This is a genomic window from Xanthomonas hortorum (assembly GCF_024339125.1).
Taxonomy (GTDB): domain Bacteria; phylum Pseudomonadota; class Gammaproteobacteria; order Xanthomonadales; family Xanthomonadaceae; genus Xanthomonas; species Xanthomonas hortorum.
On the sequence record NZ_CP101417.1, the window covers coordinates 952,843 to 968,448 of the forward strand.

General features: G+C 65.1%; 15 protein-coding genes and 1 pseudogene. 6 read left to right on the forward strand and 10 right to left on the reverse strand.

Annotation, left to right across the window (positions count from 1 at the left end; translation table 11 throughout):
* Positions 1-105 precede the first annotated feature (105 nt).
* The 6 genes from purU to NMB96_RS03970 all read right to left on the reverse strand — a co-directional run bounded on the left by purU (position 106) and on the right by NMB96_RS03970 (position 5,269).
* A complete protein-coding gene (purU, locus tag NMB96_RS03945; protein WP_176340245.1) occupies positions 106-957 on the reverse strand; it encodes a formyltetrahydrofolate deformylase in 852 nt (283 codons plus the stop codon).
* 68 nt (positions 958-1,025) lie between these two features.
* The gene (locus NMB96_RS03950) at positions 1,026-1,418 is read right to left on the reverse strand and encodes an XVIPCD domain-containing protein (protein ID WP_023902251.1); all 393 of its coding nucleotides are present in this window, start codon (positions 1,416-1,418) and stop codon (positions 1,026-1,028) included.
* A gap of 213 nt (positions 1,419-1,631) precedes the next feature.
* Positions 1,632-2,510, reverse strand: coding sequence for an NAD(P)-dependent oxidoreductase (locus NMB96_RS03955; RefSeq protein ID WP_255086296.1), 879 nt, complete (start codon positions 2,508-2,510; stop codon positions 1,632-1,634).
* Between the two features lie 81 nt (positions 2,511-2,591).
* On the reverse strand, positions 2,592-3,710 hold the full coding sequence (locus NMB96_RS03960; protein ID WP_255086929.1) for an NADH:flavin oxidoreductase/NADH oxidase: 1,119 nt from the start codon (positions 3,708-3,710) through the stop codon (positions 2,592-2,594).
* A 60-nt stretch (positions 3,711-3,770) separates the two neighbouring features.
* Positions 3,771-4,652, reverse strand: a complete 882-nt coding sequence (locus NMB96_RS03965; RefSeq protein ID WP_255086297.1) for an NAD-dependent protein deacetylase — start codon at positions 4,650-4,652, stop codon at positions 3,771-3,773.
* Positions 4,649-5,269 (reverse strand): TetR/AcrR family transcriptional regulator, encoded by a 621-nt coding sequence (locus NMB96_RS03970; protein ID WP_317061102.1) that lies wholly within the window; start codon positions 5,267-5,269, stop codon positions 4,649-4,651. Before NMB96_RS03970 ends, NMB96_RS03965 begins: the two co-directional genes overlap by 4 nt.
* A gap of 168 nt (positions 5,270-5,437) precedes the next feature.
* On the opposite strand from NMB96_RS03970, the gene NMB96_RS03975 reads away from it, so the two are divergent.
* The 3 genes from NMB96_RS03975 to NMB96_RS03985 all read left to right on the forward strand — a co-directional run bounded on the left by NMB96_RS03975 (position 5,438) and on the right by NMB96_RS03985 (position 9,334).
* Positions 5,438-5,563, forward strand: coding sequence for a hypothetical protein (locus NMB96_RS03975; protein ID WP_255086299.1), 126 nt, complete (start codon positions 5,438-5,440; stop codon positions 5,561-5,563).
* Between the two features lie 171 nt (positions 5,564-5,734).
* The gene (locus tag NMB96_RS03980) at positions 5,735-8,221 is read left to right on the forward strand and encodes a TonB-dependent receptor (RefSeq protein ID WP_255086300.1); all 2,487 of its coding nucleotides are present in this window, start codon (positions 5,735-5,737) and stop codon (positions 8,219-8,221) included.
* 102 nt (positions 8,222-8,323) lie between these two features.
* The gene (locus NMB96_RS03985; protein ID WP_255086301.1) at positions 8,324-9,334 is read left to right on the forward strand and encodes a nuclease; all 1,011 of its coding nucleotides are present in this window, start codon (positions 8,324-8,326) and stop codon (positions 9,332-9,334) included.
* Between the two features lie 117 nt (positions 9,335-9,451).
* Here NMB96_RS03985 and NMB96_RS03990 read toward each other — a convergent pair whose 3' ends face one another.
* The gene (locus NMB96_RS03990) at positions 9,452-10,387 is read right to left on the reverse strand and encodes an alpha/beta fold hydrolase (protein WP_255086303.1); all 936 of its coding nucleotides are present in this window, start codon (positions 10,385-10,387) and stop codon (positions 9,452-9,454) included.
* Between the two features lie 89 nt (positions 10,388-10,476).
* Between NMB96_RS03990 and NMB96_RS03995 the strand changes: the two genes are divergently transcribed.
* A complete protein-coding gene (locus tag NMB96_RS03995; protein WP_255086305.1) occupies positions 10,477-10,905 on the forward strand; it encodes a MerR family transcriptional regulator in 429 nt (142 codons plus the stop codon).
* Positions 10,906-10,969: 64 nt separating this feature from the next.
* Here the strand turns inward: NMB96_RS03995 and NMB96_RS04000 are convergent, their stop codons facing one another.
* Positions 10,970-12,259 (reverse strand): MFS transporter, encoded by a 1,290-nt coding sequence (locus NMB96_RS04000; RefSeq protein WP_255086307.1) that lies wholly within the window; start codon positions 12,257-12,259, stop codon positions 10,970-10,972.
* A 97-nt stretch (positions 12,260-12,356) separates the two neighbouring features.
* On the opposite strand from NMB96_RS04000, the gene NMB96_RS04005 reads away from it, so the two are divergent.
* Entirely contained in the window at positions 12,357-13,244 is an 888-nt protein-coding gene (locus tag NMB96_RS04005) for a LysR family transcriptional regulator (protein WP_043888851.1), read from the forward strand.
* A 94-nt stretch (positions 13,245-13,338) separates the two neighbouring features.
* On the opposite strand, the gene NMB96_RS04010 is transcribed toward NMB96_RS04005, so the two are convergent.
* A complete protein-coding gene (locus NMB96_RS04010; RefSeq protein ID WP_006452663.1) occupies positions 13,339-13,602 on the reverse strand; it encodes a hypothetical protein in 264 nt (87 codons plus the stop codon).
* A gap of 647 nt (positions 13,603-14,249) precedes the next feature.
* Here NMB96_RS04010 and NMB96_RS04015 point away from each other — a divergent pair.
* Positions 14,250-14,581: pseudogene (locus tag NMB96_RS04015) on the forward strand (VOC family protein); the annotation flags it as partial.
* Positions 14,582-14,646: 65 nt separating this feature from the next.
* On the opposite strand, the gene NMB96_RS04020 reads toward NMB96_RS04015, so the two are convergent.
* The gene (locus NMB96_RS04020; RefSeq protein WP_043888850.1) at positions 14,647-15,453 is read right to left on the reverse strand and encodes a TatD family hydrolase; all 807 of its coding nucleotides are present in this window, start codon (positions 15,451-15,453) and stop codon (positions 14,647-14,649) included.
* Positions 15,454-15,606: the final 153 nt, after the last annotated feature.

Sequence of the window (15,606 nt, forward strand, 5' to 3'; positions counted from 1 at the left end):
ACGGGGTCGCCAAGCCGGCGCTCGCTGGTTGGGACGTGGCATGACCACTGCTCCACCACGCTTGCTGCAACCGTCCCTGGCCGATGGGATGAGATGCGTCAACCGCTAGCGAAACACCACCGTGCGATGGCCATTGAGCACCACGCGATGTTCGACATGGCGGCGCACCGCACGCGCCAGCACCAGCGATTCGGTATCGCTGCCCAGCCGCACCAGATCGCGCGGCGTCATCGCGTGGTCCACGCGGGCGACGTCCTGTTCGATGATCGGGCCTTCGTCCAGGTCTTCGGTGACGTAATGCGCGGTGGCGCCGATGATCTTGACCCCGCGTGCGTGCGCCTGGTGGTACGGCTGCGCACCCTTGAAGCTGGGCAGAAAACTGTGATGGATATTGATCGCGCGCCCGGCCAATGCGCGGCATAGTTCCGGCGAAAGAATCTGCATGTAGCGCGCCAACACCACCAGATCGATCTGCAAGGTCTCGACCAGTGCGAGCAGCTGCGCTTCCTGTGCAGCGCGCGTGTCTGCACTCACCGGCAGATGATGGAAGGCAATGCCGTAGGAGGCCGCCAGCGGCGCGAAGTCGGCGTGGTTGGAGACCACCGCGGCGATGTCCACCGGCAGTTGCCGGCTATGCATGCGGAACAGCAGATCGTTGAGGCAATGCCCCTGCTTGCTCACCAGCACCAGCAAGCGCGCACGACGGCGCGCGTCGTGCAATTGCCACTGCATCTGGAATTCGTCGGCCAGCAGCGCAAAGCGCCGCTCCAGACCGGCGATCTCGGTGGCCTGCGGCTTGTTGAAGTGCACGCGCAGAAAGAAGCGGCCGCTTTCGTCGTCGCCGAACTGCTGTGCGTCGAGAATATTGCAGGCCAGATCGAACAGCAGCCCGGTCACGCGATAGACGATGCCGGTACGGTCGGGACAGGACAGGGTAAGGATGTAGTCGGAGCGCATCTGCACAATGATAGCCAATGCGCGCAGCTGCGGGCGCGGTGCTTGCGCCCGTAACTTTTCCATCCGACTCAGCGCGGCGGCAGACGCAGCATCAGCCGCCGATTGATCTCGTCCAGTTGCGCCATCGATGCCTCCACCGAGGTTTCCATCGCTTCGTGCGTGGTGATGTGCGCGCGCAGATGCGCGGGGTCGGAGAGCTCGCCACGCACCAGGAACACGTTCTCGCCCACTTCGCCCACATGCCGGCTGAGCACCACGTAGTCCACCTGATCGAAGCCGTGCTGTTTGGCCAGCGGCAACAGACGCGCGGCCATGCGCACGCTGGCCTCGTCGGTGGGTTTGTTCAACTCGGCATCGAGCACCGCCACCGCTTCGCGGATCTGCGCGAACAGATAATGGTCCGGATGCTCGGGATGGTCCGGGCCTACCGGGCCCTGGTCGACGACCGGTGCGGCGGTCATCGTGTGGCACCGGCGCAGGCAAGTGCGCGCGGTGTGCGCTCGGTCGAACCGAGCGTGATATGCAGGTGTCGCATCGCATCCTCCCTGGAGCGGCGGCTATAACGAGCCGGCATTTTAGAAGGTCTGCTGCATGTTGGGGTGAGCAAGATGCATCGCGCATCGCCTTCAAGCGAAGCGCGATGCGCGCAACCCACTTGCGCCCCGGCGCTGCGATCAGGCCACCTGCCCTGCCCGGCGCGCCGACACCTCTGCCAGTACCGCCCAATCGGCGTTGCCGTCGCCATGGGCGATCGCCTCGTCCAGGCCGGCGCGCAGCAACTCGCCCAGCGGCATCGGCACCTGCTTGTCGGCGCCGGCCTGGATCGCCAGATCCACATCCTTGCAGCCCAGCGTGGCGGTGAAGCCGGCCGGCAGATACTCGCGCTGCATGATCAAGCGGCCGTAGCCCTGATACGCCGGCGCGGCGAACAAGGTGCTGGTGAGCATGCCCAGGAACTGGGTGGCCTCCACGCCGTGGCCGCGTGCCAGCGCGCTGGCTTCGGCCATGGCGCCGATCGCACTGGCCAGGCAGAAGTTGGCCGCCAGCTTGACCGCATTGGCCTGCTCGGGGGTGCGGCCGATCTCCCAGGTGCGTTGGCCAAGCACATCGAACATCGGCTGCACGCGCGCCAATGCCGCCTCGTCGCCGGCCGCCAGAATGTTGAGCTTGCCGGCTTCGGCCACATCGACGCGGCCGAGTACCGGTGCGGCCACGTAGGCCACGCCACGTTCGGCATGCAGGGCGGTCAACTCGTGCGCCAATGCCACCGAGATGGTGGCCATGTTGACGTGCACGCTGCCGGCCGGCAGCGCGTCCAGCACACCGCGTTCCAGTAGGGTTTCACGCACCGCGCTGTCGTCGGCCAGCATCGAGAACAACAGCGGGCCGTGCGCGGCGTCGCGTGGTGCGTCCACCACCGTTGCACCGGCCTGCCGCAGCGACTGCGCGCGCTCGGGCGAGCGATTCCACACACTCAGCTCGAACCCGCCGCGCAGCAGGTTGTGTGCCATCGGCAGGCCCATCGTGCCCAAGCCCAGAAATCCTATCGGCATCTGTTTTCCTTATGCGATCTTGCGTCAAGAGCGGCGATCAAACACCGGCCCGCTCTGCTTCTTTACCACCACCAGCGTAAATCAGCTGGCGAACACGCCGCGCGCCTCACGTGGCTCGCAGCGCAGATATTGCGGCGCGGGCGTAACCGAGGCACCGAGTGCAGCGGCCGCATGCCACGGCCAGCGCGGGTCGTACAGAATGCCGCGTGCCAATGCGATGGCATCGGCCTGGCCGTCTTGCACAATCGCCTCGGCCTGCGCCGGCTCGGTGATCAGGCCCACGCCGATCACCGGCGTGCTGACCTGCGCCTTGATCTGCTGCGCAAACGGAATCTGATAGCCCGCCTGCACCGGAATCTGCTGGCGCGGATCCAGCCCGCCGCTGGAGACATGGATGTAATGCGCACCGCGTGCATCCAGCGCTTTGGACAAGGCGATGCTCTGCGCAAGATCCCAACCGCCTTCCACCCAATCGGTGGCAGAAATCCGCACGCCGATGGCGATCTTGTCCGACACCGCCGCACGCACCGCATCGAAGATGCGCAAGGTCAGCCGCATGCGGTTCTCCAACGAACCGCCATACGCATCGCTGCGCTGATTGCTCAACGGCGACAGGAACTGATGCATCAGATAGCCATGCGCGGCATGCAGCTCGATCAACTCCAGGCCCAGACGTTCGGCGCGCTGTGCCGAGGCGACAAATGCATCGACCACTGCATCGATGCCGGCCTCGTCCAGCGCCTGCGGCAACGGCTGACCCTCGCGAAACGACACGGCCGACGCAGACACGGTCTGCCAGCCATGCGCGTGATCCGGTGCGATCGCCTCGCCGCCTTTCCACGGCAGATCGGTGGAGGCCTTGCGCCCGGCATGTGCCAATTGAATGCCGATCGGTATCGGCGACCAGCGCCGTACCGATTGCAGCACCTCATCCAATGCCTGCTCGGTGGCGTCGTCGTACAAGCCCAGGTCGGCGTAGGAGATGCGGCCCTGCGGCTGCACTGCGGCCGCTTCCAGAATCAGCAGGCCGGCACCGGATTGCGACAAGGTGCCCAGATGGATGCGGTGCCAGTCGCTGGCGCGGCCATCCTGTGCGGAGTACTGGCACATCGGGGCGATGACGATCCGGTTGGCAAGCGCAAGCGGACCGAAGCGGATGGGGGAGAACAGCTGGCTCAAGAGGACATCCACACATGACACGGGGATGCCCATTGCACTGCGCCGCGCGCGTGCGCACAACCGCTGCGATGGATCACTGCGTCATGCCGAGCGCGCACTGACGTCATTGACGCCGCGCGTACGCGGCGGGTCGACCGGCGCATGCAGGAACGCCAACGCCTGCGCGCACGACTGCTCCACCTTCAAACTGAGCAGTTCGTCGGCACGGGTGCGCCCGAAGTTGAGCGCGGCGATCGGCAAGCCATTGCGCGCGGCGGTCTGCACGAAACGAAATCCCGAATACACCATCAGCGACGAGCCCACCACCAGCACCGCATCGGCCGCCTGCAGATGCGCAAACGCGCGCTCCACCCGCTCGCGCGGCACGTTCTCGCCGAAGAACACCACATCCGGCTTGAGCACGCCGCCGCACACCGGGCACGGCGGCACCACAAAACGGTCGAAGGCCACATCGTCCAGATCGGCATCGCCATCGGGCGCCTGCGCGGCCTCCAGCTCGGCCCAACCGGGGTTGGCCTGTTCGAGCAACACCTGAAACTCGGTGCGTGGCATGCGCCGCTCGCAGCCCATGCAGCGCACCACATCCAGCCGGCCGTGCAGATCGATCACCGCCTGGCTGCCGGCGGCCTGATGCAGGCGATCCACATTTTGCGTCAGCAGCAGCTCCAGCTGGCCACGCGCTTCCAGCGCGGCAAGTGCGTGATGGGTGGCGTTGGGTTGCGCCAGGCCGAAGCGCGGCCAGCCGACCAGACTGCGCGCCCAATACCGCTGCCGCGTGGACAGCTCACCCATGAAGGCCTGGAAGGTCACCGGTTGCGGACGCTTCCAGCCGCCTTGCAGATCGCGGTAATCGGGGATGCCCGAATCGGTGCTGCAACCGGCGCCCGTGAGCACGAACAAGCGCCGATGGCGCTCGATGAAGTCTTGCAGCACGTAGCTGTCCTGAACGAGTGCCGCAGTCATCGTGCAACTCCGGTGGCAATGAGATAACTGTGCAGCAACAGCACCAGTTGCGCCTGTAGCGGTGCAACACGCGCGGCTGGCGCACCATCTTCCAGCAGGCTTCTCAGCGGCCCGGTGATGGCGGCCATACCGATCTCGGCTACTGCCTCGCAGTCGTCGAAGCGCACATCCGAGGCGGTGGCGAGCGCAGCCGCAAACGCGTGCTGCGAGCGCTTGCGCGCCTGCGATCCCAATGCGGCGCCACCATGCAGTTCGGAGATCGCATACAAGGCGCGTGAGACATCCACGTGCTGCAATTTGGCCTGTACGAAGGCATGCACCAGCGCCTCGCATTGCTGCGCGAGCGTGTGCCCATGGTGTTGCGCGCAAGCCTGCTCCACCGCATGGATCACCGCCTGCAGATGCCAGTCCAGCAAGGCGGTCAACATGGCCTGACGGTTCGGGTAGTACTGGTACACGCTGCCCACCGACACACCGGCGCGCTCGGCCACCCGCGTGGTGGTGCAACCCTGCAGTCCGTCGGCCACCAAAACCTGAATGCTGGCCTGGCGGATGACATCCACGGTGGCGCGCGAACGCGCTTGCTGCGGGGATTTACGCGTTTTTTGCAGCGGCAAGGAGGTGCTCACGAATGCGAATGTACACACTGTCGGATGACACCTAGTCTGGGGGGCCTTCTTGGTGATTCCAAGGAAGCGTCTTCTGTCCAGCTCCGCGCCTGTTGCGCTGCGCGACGGTGCCGACCGCGCCTGATGCCTTCACCGTGCTGCTGGCAAGAGAGCTGCGTGGCGCAGCTTGCGATGTCCGAGCTTGGCACCGACGCGATGACACTGGAGCGGACGACTGGCTTGGTGATGCGCACCGAACGACGCACAGCCGGAAACCTGCTGCGCACGGTTGAAACCGCTTGAAAAAAGGCACCACGTCACAGATCGGCATGCGGGTCCGCCAAGCTAGCGTGATCCGGTGCACACGCAACGCTGCGGAAACATGTCGCCGCGACAGTGGGCAACTCCCCCGCTGCCCCACTCCTTGCCATGCCCTATACCCACATCCGGACACGCTCCGGAGTGCGTCGTGCCGTGTCGCGTCGTCCGCTCGTCGTCATCCTCGCACTGACCCTGGCCACACCCGCATTCGCGCAGGAAACCGGCGCGCCCTCCACGCCTGCCACACGCAAGAGCGAGGACGGCATCTTCTCGCTGGACCGGATGATCGTCACCGGCGCCGGCCAGGCCCAGAATCAATTCGACGCCTCGTATGCGATCACCGCGCTGACCGCCGAACAGATCGACAAACTGGCACCGCTCAACCTGGCCAGCCTGATCGGCTCGATGCCCGGCATCTACGCCGAGTCCACCGGCGGTGAAGTGCAGAACGTCTACCGCATCCGCGGCATTCCCGACGAAGGCTCGTTTGCGGTGATCCAGGAAGACGGCATCAGCCCCTACCCGGACAACAACGGCTACTTCTACAAGACCGAAGGCCTGGTGCGCCCGGATTTGATGGTCGAATCGGTGGAAACCGTGCGCGGCGGGCCCTCGCCGATCTTCGCCTCCAATGCCGCGGCCATCGTCAATTTCGTCACCCGCCAGGGCGGCGACACGCCCGAAGGCGCGGTGCGCACCACCGTTGGCGACACCGGGTTGTATCGGCTCGATGGTTATTGGTCGGGCAAGCTGGCGCAGGATTGGTATCTGGCTGCCGGCGGTTTCGTGCGGCGCAACGACGGCTACCGCGATGTGGGCTTTCCGGCCGACGAGGGCGGACAGTTCCGCATGAACCTCACGCACACGCTGGACAACGGCAAGATCACCTTCACCGCCAAGCATCTGGACGACAAGAACGCGTTCTACATGCCGATCCCGCTGTACGACCCGCGCGACACCACGCGCTCGCTGGACCCATTGATCGACCGCTTCACCGGCACCTTGAGCACCGCGCAACTCGAACGCGCCACGATTATTTCCAGCGATGCCAACGGCGCGCCGCAGCGCGAGTTGCGCGATCTCTCCGATGGCCGCCACATGAAGTTCAACCATTTGGGCGCCAACCTGGACCTGGCCTTCGACAATGGCTGGAGCCTGTCCAACAAGGCCATCGTCAATCGCCTGGACATGACCTTCGACGCGCTGTATTCCAGCAATGCGCCGCAGGACGCCGCCGCGTATGCCAACAGCCGCCGCGCCGCCGCCAGCGCTGCGTTTCCCGGCCTGAGCTCACTGGGCTACGTCTACACCGACGATGGCAGCCGCTTCGACCCGGCCAGCACCGACGGCCTGGTGATCCAGGGCCAGTACCGCGCCATGAACGTGCGTGCCGATTCGTTTGCCGATGATCTGCGCCTGCATCGCAGCTTCGATTGGGGCGGCGACACCCATGACATCACGTTGGGCCTCTACGGCGCCTATTACGCCCGCTCCTACAACTCGCGCTACCAGAGCTATCTGTTCGAGATGCGGCAGAACCCGCGCACGATCGACCTGCTCGGCTACGACGCGGCCGGCAACGTGGTCGGTGGCGTGACCAAGGACGGCGTGGTGATCTACGGCGCAGACCGCACCCAGGGCAAGGCCTACACCAGCATGCTGGCGCCCTACATCGCAGACACCTGGCAGGTGACCGACAAGCTGCGTCTGGAAGGCGGCGTGCGTTACGAGCGCTACCGCTATCGCGCCTGGAGCATGCTGCGCAGCACCGGCAACCTGGGCATGGCCGACACCCTGGCCGACGATGCCGCACGCCTGTTCACCGGTGCCCGCGCGCATACCGCGCTGGACGTGGGCGTGACCAACTGGACGGCGGGTTTCAACTACGACATCAACCCGATGGTCGGCATCTACGGCCGCGCCTCGCGTGCGCACCGCGCGCCCAGCGAAGGCGCCAACGAAGGCAACGTCAACATCCCCACCGCCGATCAGTTCGAGCTCGGCACCAAGCTCAACTTCGACACGCTGGACGTGTTCGCCACCGCCTTCTACACCAAGTACGACCCGTACAACATCGGCACCAGTGCGGTGAACCCGCAGACCGGCGCAGCCGAATCCAAGGACTACCGCGGCAGCGTCACCAACCCGGGTATCGAATTGGCTGCGGTGTGGACGCCGGAGCAGTGGCTGCGTTTCGATGCGAATCTGACCTACAACGACACCAAGGTGTCCGATCTGACCGAAGTGGTGGCCAATGGCGCGGTGGCCGTGGTCGATGTGGACGGCAACATGCCCAACCGCCAGCCAAAGGTGTACGGCAACGCGGGGCCAACGGTGTTCTTCACCACCGGCAAGTTCGATTGGGAAACCTCGTTGCGCTACGCCTATGTGGGCAAGCGCTACGCCGATCTGGAAAACACCACCGAGCTGGCCGCCTACGACACATTGGCAGCCAATATCCTGGTACGCAGCGGGCCGTGGGATGTGCAGCTGTCGGTGGACAATCTGACCAACACGTTTGCGCTCACCGAAGGCAACCCACGCACCGACACCATCTCCGGCCAGGGCACGCGCGAGCCGATCTACGGCCGGCCGATCTACGAACGCAATTCGCGGCTGGTGGTGACTTACCACTTCTGAGCGCGCTGACGTTGAGTGCCGCATCGCTCGATGTCAGCGCCTCACGCTCCCGATGCATCGCCTGCAGCGTGGCATACGCGCTGCAGGCCACAAAGGACTTTCATGACGCCTTCCCGTCTTGCCTATGCGCTGCTGTTTGCAGCAGCCACGTGTTCCGGCAATGCCGCCGCCTGGGGCCACCGCGCGCATGCCGCCATCAACAGCGCCGCGGTGCAGGCCCTGCCCGACGATGGCCCGGCCTTTCTCAAACAGTACGCGCAGGTGATTGCCGACGGCGCCACCCTGCCGGATGGCTGGCGCAGCGAAAGCGAGCCGTTTCTCAAGATCGAAGAAGACCCCAACCACGGCTGGTTCCGCGAGCAATTTTCCTTCATGCAACACCCGCCGCGTTCGCGTTACGCCTTCGTGCTGGCGCTCTACGACGAGCAGCGCCGCATCGCCAAGCGCAACCCGCAACTGGCGCAGCGCATGAATGTGCGCTGGGCCGGTACCCTGCCGTACGCGGCTACCGAGGGTTACGAGCGCATCGTCGCCACCATGCGTCAGATCCGCACGCTGCGCGCCAAGGGCCAGGACACGCGCGAGCTCGAACGCACCTGCGCGTTCTTCGTCAGCTGGTTTGCGCACTACATCGGCGATGGCGCGCAGCCGCAACACGACAGCATCCATCACGATGGCTGGCAAGGGCCAAACCCGAACGGCTACAGCATCGACCCGAAGGTGCACGGCAAGTTCGAGAGCGACTACGTCGACAAGATTGCGCTGACCCCGCAGGACCTGCTGAGCCGCATGCCGGCCCTGGCGCATCAGCAGGGCGATGTGTTCGAACAGATCCTGGGCTTTCTCGACACCGGTACCGGCCGTGTCGAGCAGGTGTATCGCCTGGAAAAAGCCGGCGCCTTCGACGATGCCGCCCGCAACGACGGCCGCGCGATGGTCTATCTCACTGCCGGCGATGGCGCGGCGATGCTGCGCGATCTGCTGGTGCGCGCCTGGCACGAAAGCGCGCTGCAGCCGGGCACATCCACGCTGCCGCGCAGCATGGACCCGAGCCATCCGCAGTACGACCCGGCCACCGGATCCGCGCCTGCAGGCACCTCGCCCACCTTGTAACCACCATTGGCGGCATGTGCCGCCAGCGGCGTGCCGAGGTGCGCGTCGGCCAATGGTCGCTGCGCGCCTGTCGGCAGCGCAGCGGGCAATCCAGATCGGGCATGCCGTCACGCGGCGTCAGTGGGCCGCGTCGGCCTGTTCGACAAAACGCAGCAGATCCTGATTGAAGTGCACGCTGTCTTCCACAAATGGCGCATGCCCGGCATCGGGATAAACGCGCGTCTGCGCACGCGGCTGCAATTGCCGCGCACGCGCCAGCGTCGGCTCGGTGGTCACCAGCGCATCGCGTGCACCGTACATCAGCAGCACCGGCAGGCGCGTGCGCTGCAGGCCGGCGACATCGATCGACATGCCCTGCACGGCATGCTGCATGTCCCATGAGGCCAGCGATGCGTTGGCCAGCAAGGTGTCGAACACCGGTGCAGGCGGTTGAGTGGCAAAGCACAGCCGCAGGAAGTCCTGCACCGCCTGCAGATGCGTGCGCAAGTCATCGGAGACCAGATCGCGATAGATCGCCGGATGCGCGCCCAGCTGTTCCGCACGCAGTTCGATCACGCCATCGACATACACCACACCCGCAAGCCCCGCATCGCCGTGGCGCGTGAGGTAGTTGGTGATCACCGCGCCGCCCAGCGACCAGCCCACCAGCACGACGTCGCGCGCGTTTGCGGCTTTTAACACGGCAGCAAGATCGTCAGCCCAGCGCATGCCATCCCGATAGGCCGACGCTGCAGTCGGCTTGCCGGACAAGCCATGCCCACGCAGGTCGTAGGTGATCAGGCGATAGCCTTGCAGGCGTGCATCGGCCAGCTGCGCATCCCAATTGATGCGGCTACCGAGCAGGCCGTGCACGAACACGATCGCCGGACCATCGGTGGCGCCATGTTCCTGCACGGCCAGGGTGACGCCATCGGGCGCGGTCACGGTGTAGCTGCGGGCAGCAGGGGTGACCGCCGGGCTCGCCGCAGCCAACGTTGAAGAGAACAGCAGCAGGCAAGCCAGCGCGTAGCGCATCGGCAGCATGCCGATGACAGGGAGGAAGCGAACAGACATCGGAGTGAGTTCCGGACAATGGGAGCCGCCATCCTGGAGCCTCACACCAATGTGAGGGTCAAGCGTTGCGTGCAACGTATGCTTGGCGCATGACGAGATCGTCCGACCCATCGCTGAGCATTGGCGCACTGGCGCTGCAGACCGGCGCCAGCGTGCGCTCGATTCGCCACTACGACGCGCATGGCCTGCTGACGTCCTCGCGCAGCGCCAATGGCTACCGGGTGTTTCCCGCCGCCTGCGTTGCACAGGTGCGGCAGATCCAGCGGTTGATCGCCACCGGCTTCAGCCTGGACGACATTCTCGGCTTCCCCGATTGCATGCGCCTGGTGGAAGGCGCGCAGATGTGCCCGGAAACCGCGCAGGCGCATCGCGCGCGCCTGCAGCTGATCGAGCGCCAGCTGGCCGACCTGGAGCGGCGACGTGCGCGTTTGCTGGAAACCCTGGCGCAGGGTGCGGCGGATACAGCGACCACGCGATCGCCTGCAGCGCAGATCAAACGCAGCAAGCCGGCGCCCTAGAGCGGCTGACAAACGCCGTGCAGTCGTGTTGTCAGTCGCGCTTAGATGCGTTGGTGGATCTGCATCACTCGCCCCGCGCAGGGTGCGGTGCAAACCGGCCGTAAGGCCGCGTGTCGTCGGCGCGTTGGCGCAGCACGTAGGCCGCTGCAAAGGCGAGCGCCAGCAACGTCAGGCACATGCCCACCAACGCGCCCCAGCCACCGTGTTGCCAGAACCAGCCACCGAGCGCACCGATCACGCTGGAGCCTGCGTAATACGCCAGCAGATACAGCGACGCGGCATGACTGCGATGCGCACCGCCGAGCCGGCTCACCCAGGCGCTAGCGGCCGAATGCGCGATGAAAAAGCCGATCGTCAACAACACGATGCCGGCCACCACCAGCGCCAGGACATGCGCCAGGGTCAATGCCACGCCGAGCACGCACAACACGATGCCGGTGGTGACCACCGGGCCGCGACCGAAACGATCCGACGCCGCACCGGCCACCGACGAACTGACGATGCCGAACACATAGGCGCTGAAGATCATGCCGATCTGGCTCTGGCTCAAGCCGAACTCCGGCCCGCCCAACCGAAAGCCGGCGTAGTTGTAGAGGCATACGAACACGCCCATCAACAAAAACGGCAACGCAAACAGGAACGGCAGATTGCGATCACGCAGATGCCCGGCCCAGGCGCGCAGATGGAAGCGCAGGTTGATACCGTGCCGGCGCACGAAGTTGCGCGACGGCGGCAGCAGCCAGAAGAACGCCAGCGCGCACAGCAGGTCGAACACGCTCAACACCGCCAGCGCGGTGCGCCAGTCGTAGTGATCGGTCAGCACGCTCATCACAATGCGCCCGCTCATGCCGCCGAAGGCGTTGCCGGCTACATACAACCCGGTGGCCGCACCCATCTTGTTGGCCGGCAGCTCTTCGCCCAGGTAGACCATCGCCACCGCCGGCACCCCGCCCAGCGCGATGCCGGACAGGGTACGCACCAGCACCAGCGCGCCCCAATGCGGCAGGAACGCAGCGACCAGGTTGAGCACTGCGGCCAGTGCGATCGACACGAACATCAGCCCGCGCCGGCCGAGATTTTCCGACACCGCGCCGGCGCAGAAGATCGCCAGCGCCAGCGCACCGGTGGCCAGCGACAACGGCAGCGAGGCGGTGGCCGCGTCCACGCCGAAGGCGCGCGCAAATTCGGGCAGCACCGGCTGCACGCTGTACAGCAGCGAGAAGGTGGCAAAGCCGGCCAGAAACAATGCCAACCGGATGCGGCCGCTGGCGGGCGCGTCGATGGCAGGCGCCTGGGTTGCACGGCTGGCGGCGGTATCCGGTGAGGTGCCGGAAGGGCGATCAGAACAGGACACGGGGGCGATGATGAGACATGGGACGACGAGTATTCGCCTGCCACTACCCCCTGTCCAATATATGATGCTGGCAGTTGCCATATGCAGAACAGATAGCATGGAGCTTCGTCACTTCCGCTATTTCCTGGCCGTTGCCGAAGAAGGCAACTTCACTCGGGCAGCAGCGCGGGTCGGTATCGGCCAGCCACCGCTGAGTCAGCAGATCCAGGCGCTGGAACGCGATCTGGGCACGCCGCTGTTCCGGCGCACTCACAGCGGCGCCGAGCTGACCCCCGCCGGCGAGGCATTCCTGGTCGAGGTGCGCCGCGTGCTTGCCGATGTGGAGCGCGCTGCCGAAACGGCGCGCCGGGTGGCGCGTGGCGAATCCGGCCGGCTGCGGCTGGGCTTCACCGCCTCGGCGGCGTTCAACCCGGTGGTGCCGCATCTGATCCGCGACTTTCGCCGGCAATGGCCGCAGGTCGAGTTGCTGCTGGAAGAAACCAACACCGCCGGATTGCTGGTGGCACTGGCAGATGGCCGCCTGGACGCAGCGTTTGTGCGTTACGGCCTGAGCACGCCGCCCGATCTGCAGCTGCTGCGCTTTGCCGACGAGCCGATGAAGATCGCCGTACCCGCCGCGCATCGCCTCGCTGCACGCAGCAGCGCGCCGTTGGCGGCACTGGCGGGCGAGCCGTTCATCCTGTTTCCGCGCAGTTTCGGTTCGAGCCTGTACGACGAGATTCTCGCCGCCTGCCGCGCATCCGGCGTGACCTTGCGCATCACCCAGGACGCGCCGCAGATGTCGTCCATCGTCAATCTGGTCGCCGCCGAATTGGGCGTCTCGGTGGTGCCCGCCTCCACTGCGCAACTGCAACTGCCCGGCGTGCGCTATCTGGACATCGAAGGACAAATGCCGCTGGCAAGGCTTGCGTTGGCGGTCTCGCCCGGCGCATTGGAGACCGCGCCATTGGTGCATCACTTGTGGACGTTGGCGGAGTTGCTGTGAGCGTGCCCCAAAGCTGCGTATGTCACCTGGCCAATGTTTGTGTCGGGAAGCACGTCTGCTGTCACGCTCAACTCACTCCTGCAAACAGCATGCCTCATGGCCGATGAAGCACAGGAGCCTTGAGGCCTTTCAGCTGGGCAAGCGGCGGCGCGCGCATATTGGTAAACACGTTGACGTCCCGGTTCTTGAGCATGCGCTCGAGCATCGCCACGATACCCTCAATGTTGGAGAGCAGTTTGCCTATCGCGTCAACATCTCTGTCATCGGCAATGGCGTTCGCACTGCTCATGTCTTCCAACACCTGTTTGATGTTTTCAAGCACGAGCTGTTTGTCAACCAAGGCATCTTTCAGATCCATCTCGCCCCTTGTCTCCAGCGAAGGGATCAGGGAATTCCAGCGCTCACAGAGCTGCGTGGCGCGCCGGAGCTCCGGTTGCAGTGGCTCGCTGGCCCTTGCCTGGCTTGTACGCGAGGGAGATCTGGCAGGCGCCCGACCCAGTGGCGACAGGTGCGTTTGTGCGTGCATGGTGTGGCTGCTGGTGGATGCTTCGGCGGCAGGGTGTGCTTGCAATTCAGGCGCCAGAGCTGGCTGTGCCGAAGAGACTCCGATGATGCAATTTCCCATTTGAGGTCTCCGAGTTTGTATGAGGAGCATAGGCAGTACTTGTGCAAACACGCTCGTGCCGATGGAAGACCCGCTTGCGTATGCGAAGTTTCTCCAGCGGTCATCAGGCAGCGTTACGGACGCAAGCCAATCAGCGCACAAGGTGGATGCACGTAAACGGCAACATCGACCAGCGACGATGCATGAGCTCTGAAGCATGCATCTCAATGCCCTGCACGTTGTTGCGCGTTCTTCGGCCATGATGCGCTGCTGCACTCTCCTAACCAATGCGCATTGCCTGGATACTGCACATTGCAAGCTGATGCCTATCCGGATAGGCGCTTGACCTCAACTTGGATTGAGGTTTTTCAATGCACGCCTCTTCCATCGAACTCAGTGCCATGCATCTCCGCCATCTACTGCTGCCCTGCCTGGACCCCGACCTGACCCGGCGTTTCTATCGCGATGCACTGCAGCTACCGCTACACGGCAACACACTGCGCATCGGCTGTACCACGCTGGACTGCGTGCAGGCGCAGCACCCGGTAGGCATCTGGCCTTCAACGTCGCCCCTTCGCGCTTGGAGGCCACCGCGCAATGGATCGCTGCGCGCAGCACGCTGCTTGCCGACCCGGAGGGCCTCCAACGTTTTACGCTGGCCAGGGTGTGGCAATCGCGGTCGGTGTATTTCGCCGGCCCCGATGGCGCTGTGCTGGAGCTGATCACCCGCGATGGCTGCGGCTACGCGACGCGCAAGGGTGGGAATTGCTGGCGGCGTGACCGCCCACGCCGCTCGCTTCACGCCACGACCGCAGGCGCGGGCAAACGGAAAAACGCACGCGCTGCTGCCGTGCTGTTGGCCGCGGTCAGCGCCACGTCCTCACCACGATCGCGTGCGAGTTCTTCCACGATATGCGACAGAAACATAGGCTCGTTGCGGCGGTCCTTGGGCATCGGCTTGAGCGTGCGCGGCAGCAGGTAAGGCGCGTCGGTTTCGATCATCAACCGGTTGGCCGGGATCGAGCGCACCAGCTCGCGCAGATGCGCACCACGGCGCTCGTCGCAGAGCCAGCCGGTGATGCCGATGTAGTAATCGCGATCCAGATACGCGAACAGTTCTTCGCGCGTGCCGGTGAAACAATGCACCACCGCCGGACCCAGACGGCCGTCGAAGCTGCGCATGATCGAGAGGAAGTCGTCGTGCGCATCGCGCTGATGCAGGAACAACGGTTTGCCGTTGTCGGCAGCCAACTGCAGTTGCCGTTCGAAGGCCTTGTGCTGCGCCGGACGCGGGGCGAAATCGCGGAAGTAATCCAGCCCGCATTCGCCTACCGCCACCACTTGCGGGTGCGCCTGCAGCGTGCGCATTTCGGCCTCGCATTCGGCGGTGAATTCCACCGCGTGGTGCGGGTGCACGCCGGCGGTGGCGTAGAGAAATCCCGGGTGCTGTTGTGCCAGTTGCAGGGCGAGTGGTGAGTGCTCACGGCTGGCGCCGGTGATCACCAGTTGCGTAACACCGGCCTCGCGTGCGCGCTGCAGCACCGCATCGCGATCGCGGTCGAAAGAGTCATGGGTGAGATTGGCGCCGATATCGATCAACTGCATGGTGCGGGTGTCGTGTGGAAAGAGCTGGGCAAGTGTAACGAGTGGGGGTTGTATGCGCTTCGCCACGCGCCTTCAGAAGTGCTGCACCGACTGCTGCGCCGCCGTACCCTCACCCCAACCCCTCTCCCGCAGGAGAGGGGCTTTGCTCCCTTC

Coding starts and splice junctions, on each gene's coding strand:
- NMB96_RS04010 (WP_006452663.1), bottom strand. CDS start 13,602: ATGGATCTGAAAGATGCCTTGGTTGACAAACAGCTCGTGCTTGAAAAC.
- NMB96_RS03985 (WP_255086301.1), top strand. CDS start 8,324: ATGACGCCTTCCCGTCTTGCCTATGCGCTGCTGTTTGCAGCAGCCACG.
- NMB96_RS03950 (WP_023902251.1), bottom strand. CDS start 1,418: ATGACCGCCGCACCGGTCGTCGACCAGGGCCCGGTAGGCCCGGACCAT.
- purU (WP_176340245.1), bottom strand. CDS start 957: ATGCGCTCCGACTACATCCTTACCCTGTCCTGTCCCGACCGTACCGGC.
- NMB96_RS03990 (WP_255086303.1), bottom strand. CDS start 10,387: ATGTCTGTTCGCTTCCTCCCTGTCATCGGCATGCTGCCGATGCGCTAC.
- NMB96_RS04020 (WP_043888850.1), bottom strand. CDS start 15,453: ATGCAGTTGATCGATATCGGCGCCAATCTCACCCATGACTCTTTCGAC.
- NMB96_RS03965 (WP_255086297.1), bottom strand. CDS start 4,652: ATGACTGCGGCACTCGTTCAGGACAGCTACGTGCTGCAAGACTTCATC.
- NMB96_RS03995 (WP_255086305.1), top strand. CDS start 10,477: ATGACGAGATCGTCCGACCCATCGCTGAGCATTGGCGCACTGGCGCTG.
- NMB96_RS03955 (WP_255086296.1), bottom strand. CDS start 2,510: ATGCCGATAGGATTTCTGGGCTTGGGCACGATGGGCCTGCCGATGGCA.
- NMB96_RS04005 (WP_043888851.1), top strand. CDS start 12,357: ATGGAGCTTCGTCACTTCCGCTATTTCCTGGCCGTTGCCGAAGAAGGC.